3 protein-coding genes and 1 pseudogene are annotated in these 4096 nt (G+C 72.4%); 3 read left to right on the top strand and 1 reads right to left on the bottom strand.

What is annotated here, in order from left to right; all coding sequences use genetic code 11:
* Positions 1 to 15 precede the first annotated feature (15 nt).
* A pseudogene (locus ACFTZL_RS42090) lies at positions 16 to 678 on the top strand (class I SAM-dependent methyltransferase); the annotation flags it as partial.
* A gap of 23 nt (positions 679 to 701) precedes the next feature.
* Here ACFTZL_RS42090 and ACFTZL_RS42085 read toward each other — a convergent pair.
* Positions 702 to 1181 (bottom strand): hypothetical protein, encoded by a 480-nt coding sequence (locus ACFTZL_RS42085; RefSeq protein ID WP_382595053.1) that lies wholly within the window; start codon positions 1179 to 1181, stop codon positions 702 to 704.
* Between the two features lie 39 nt (positions 1182 to 1220).
* On the opposite strand from ACFTZL_RS42085, the gene ACFTZL_RS42080 reads away from it, so the two are divergent.
* On the top strand, positions 1221 to 2189 hold the full coding sequence (locus tag ACFTZL_RS42080; RefSeq protein WP_382595050.1) for a helix-turn-helix transcriptional regulator: 969 nt from the start codon (positions 1221 to 1223) through the stop codon (positions 2187 to 2189).
* Between the two features lie 38 nt (positions 2190 to 2227).
* The coding region (locus ACFTZL_RS42075) for a rhamnogalacturonan lyase (RefSeq protein WP_382595047.1) at positions 2228 to 4096 on the top strand (1869 nt) is incomplete at its 3' end.

The raw sequence follows: 4096 nt of genomic DNA, 5'->3' as shown, positions 1-4096 counted from the left end.
TTTCTTACACTCTAACCGCAGGACACGCGCAGGCTGCTGGACCTGGGCTGCGGCACCGGCATAGTGACCCGGCGGCTCGCGGCCGCCCGCGACGGCATGCGGGTGACCGGCGTGGACCTGGCCCTCGCGATGGCCCGGCAGGCCGCCGCCCGGCTGCCCGGCGCCGTCGTGCTCGCCGACAGCAGGCGGCTGCCCTTCCGGGACGGGGAGTTCGACGCCGTCAGCAGTGTGTGGCTGCTGCACCTGGCCGCCGGGCCCGCCGATGTGCGGACCATCGTCGGCGAGTGCGCCCGGGTGCTGCGGCCCGGCGGGGTCTACGTCACCACGGTCGACAAGGCCGCCTCCCACAACGTGGGCAGTGACATCGATGTCGTCCTGTCCTCCCGTCCGCCGAGCCCGGTCCGGGACGGGGAGGCGGACGTCGTGTCCCGCGCCGCCGGACACGGCCTGGTCCCGGCCGGGCAGGCCTGTTTCCGGGGCCACGGGCAGGGCCGCAGCCCCCGGCGTACGGTGGCCGACCTCAGACGCGGCTGGTTCGTCACCCTGCCGCCCGGCGACCCGCTCGCCGACGGCTTCGCCACCCGGCTGGCGGAACTCCCCGACCAGGACCGGCCACGCCCCGACCCGGTCTTCACACTCCGCGCCTTCAGAAAGCCGACGGACCCTCCGGCCGGGTGAGAAGTCGAAGTCGTGCGGGCCGCTCATGGCCGGTCTCCCGTGGTTCCCTCGGGCAGGGAGTCGGCCAGGTAGGCGTCGAGGTCGGGGGTGGCGGGGGTGAGCATGTGGCGTACCCAGGCGTCGCGTTCGTGCAGGATCGGCGGCAGCTCCCAGACGCAGCCGATCCACGGCTTGCCGGGCGCCACGAAGTGGGTGGGGTCGTTGTCCGGGCAGCCGAGGGCGGGCTGGCCCGCCGCCGCGCCCCCGAAGTGCAGGACGTTGTCCCACACCCAGCTGTAGGCGTTCAGATAGGCACCGTCGTCACCGCCCCGGTGCAGGACGACGAACGTCGCCGGCGGAGTGCCGTCCGGCTTCGGCAGCAGCGTGGGCAGGAAGCGGTAGGCGGTCTCCTCCACCTCGGGTGCGATGCCCGCCGGGTCGGCGGTCACGTGGTAGCGCTTGACCCACCGTCCCGCCACCTCGACGGGCGGCGGCACGGTCAGGTGTTTCTCCGTGAAGGGCATGGCGGGACGCTAAGGCCGGTCCACTGCCATCCTGTGTCAGTGAAGTCCAGCCGACTCGTCTCGATCCTCCTGCTGCTCCAGACCCGCGGCCGGATGACCGCCGCCCGGCTCGCCGAGGAGCTGGAGGTGTCGGTGCGGACGGTGTACCGGGACGTGGAGGCGCTGGGCGCCGCCGGGATCCCGCTGTACGGCGACGCGGGCCACGCCGGCGGCTACCGCCTCCTGGACGGCTACCGCACGCGTCTGACCGGACTCACCGCGGGCGAGGCCGAGGCGCTCTTCCTCGCGGGCGCCCCCGCCGCAGCCGCCCAGCTCGGCCTCGGCTCGGTCCTGGCCGCCGCCCAGCTCAAGGTGCGTGCCGCCCTGCCGGCGGAGCTGCGCGCCCATGCCGACCGGATCAGCGGCCGCTTCCACCTGGACGCCCCCGGCTGGTACACGGACGCCGACGACACCCCGTACCTCCCTGCCGTCGCCGACGCCGTCTGGAGCAGCCGTGTGCTGCACGTCCGGTACCGCCGCTGGCGCGAGCCCACCGACGTGGAGCGCCGCCTGGAGCCGTACGGGCTGGTGCTGAAGGCGGGGCGCTGGTACGTCGTCGCCGGGCCGGGACCGCGGACCTTCCGCGTCGACCAGATCCTCGAACTCGCCACCGGTGAAGAGGAGTTCACCCGACCCGGCGACTTCGACCTGGCCGCGTACTGGGCGGCGTACCAGCGCGACTTCCACGACCGGCTGCACCGCGGCGAGGCGGTGGTGCGACTGGCCCCGGGGACGACGCTCACCGGCCCGGCGGGGGAGGCGGTCCGCCGTGACGGACGTACGGACGGGGACGGCTGGACGCGTGCCACGGTCCCCATCGAGTCCGTCGAGCACGCCCACGCCGAGTTCCTGCGCCTCGGCACGGGCATCGAGGTGCTGGCCCCGGACGAACTGCGCTCGCGCATCGCGCGGACCGTCGCCGAACTGGCCGAGCGGTACGGCAACTCCCGTGCCCCCGGCGGCGACTGAGAGGCGGAACCCGCCCGTCCTCCCAGGAGGTCCGTCACGTGAAGCACCCCCACAGGCACCGCAGACGCCGTGTGCTCCTCCCGGTGGCCCTGGCCACGGCGGCGCTCGTCGGCGCCGGCCTGACCACGTTCGCCACCGACGACGCCGCCGAGGCCGCCACCGCCCGTCAGGTCGAGAAGCTCGACCGGGGCGTGGTCAGCGTCCACACCGGCAGCGGCAACCTGGTGAGCTGGCGCTGGCTCGGCACCGACCCGGACAACGTCTCCTTCAACGTCTACCGGGCCGGCACGAAGGTCAACTCCATGCCGGTCACCGGCTCCACGAACTACTTCCACTCCGGTGCGCCCGCCCAGGCCGACTACACCGTCCGAGCGGTCGTGAACGGCACGGAACAGGGCGACTCGGTGCACGCGGTCCAGTTCCGCACCGGCTACAAGGACATCCCGATCTCCCCGCCCGCCGGCGGCACAGCACCGGGCAACTCGGCGTACACCTACGAGGCCAACGACGCCTCCCTCGGCGACCTCGACGGCGACGGCGCCCTGGACATCGTCCTGAAGTGGCAGCCCACCAACGCCAAGGACAACTCCCAGTCCGGCTACACCGGCAACACCATCGTCGACGGCCTCAAGCTCGACGGCACCCGGCTGTGGCGTGTCGACCTGGGCCGCAACATCCGCTCCGGCGCGCACTACACGCAGTTCCAGGTGTACGACTACGACGGCGACGGCAAGGCCGAGGTCGCCATGAAGACCGCCGACGGCACCAAGGACGGCACCGGCGCGGTCATCGGCAGCTCCTCGGCCGACCACCGCAACTCCAGCGGGTACGTGCTGGCCGGGCCCGAGTTCCTGACCATGTTCAACGGCTCGACGGGCAAGGCGATGCAGAGCGTCGACTACGTCCCGGCCCGCGGCACCGTCTCCTCCTGGGGCGACTCCTACGGCAACCGCGTCGACCGCTTCCTCGCGGGCACGGCGTACCTGGACGGCTCACGCCCCTCCCTGATCATGGCGCGCGGCTACTACACCCGCACGGTGATCGCCGCCTGGGACTGGCGGAACGGCTCCTTCACCCGCCGCTGGACCTTCGACACCAACTCCTCCACCAACAGCGGCAAGGGATACGACGGCCAGGGCAACCACAGCCTGTCCGTCGCGGACGTCGACGCGGACGGCAAGGACGAGATCGTCTACGGCGCGATGACCGTGGACGACAACGGCAACGGACTCTGGACCACGAAGACGGGCCATGGCGACGCCGGCCATGTCGGCGACCTGAACCCGTCCCGCGCGGGCCTGGAGTACTTCAAGGTCTCGGAGAGCACCAGCCAGCCCGGCTCCTGGATGGCCGACGCCCGCACCGGCGCGATCCTCTGGAAGACCGCCTCCGGCGCCGACAACGGCCGCGGGGTCGCCGCCGACATCTACGCGGGCAGCGCGGGCGCCGAGTCCTGGTCCGCCTCCGACACCACCCTGCGCTCGGCGACCGGCGCCTCCCTCGGCCGGGAACCCTCCAGCATCAACTTCCTGTCCTGGTGGGACGGCGACCCCGTCCGCGAACTCCTCGACGGCACCCGCATCCACAAGTACGGCACGTCGGGCGACACCCGCCTGCTGACCGGATCCGGCGTCTCCTCCAACAACGGCACCAAGTCCACGCCCGTCCTGTCCGGCGACATCCTCGGCGACTGGCGCGAGGAGGTCGTCTGGCGCACCGGCGACAACACGGCCCTGCGCGTCTACTCGACCCCGCACGAGACGAACACGAAGATCACGACCCTGCTCCACGACACGCAGTACCGCACGGCCCTGGCCTGGCAGAACACGGCCTACAACCAGCCCCCGCACCCGAGCTTCTTCCTCGGCAACGCCATGCCGACGGCTCCGAGGCCGACGGTCTACACC

This window comes from Streptomyces sp. NPDC056948 (assembly GCF_042674225.1).
GTDB lineage: Bacteria > Actinomycetota > Actinomycetes > Streptomycetales > Streptomycetaceae > Streptomyces > Streptomyces purpurascens.
This window is presented reverse-complemented; position numbering and strand designations above follow the sequence as displayed.

Bases quoted from the DNA above. Each gene is read 5' to 3' on its own strand.
- ACFTZL_RS42085 (WP_382595053.1), bottom strand. From the start codon at position 1,181: ATGCCCTTCACGGAGAAACACCTGACCGTGCCGCCGCCCGTCGAGGTG.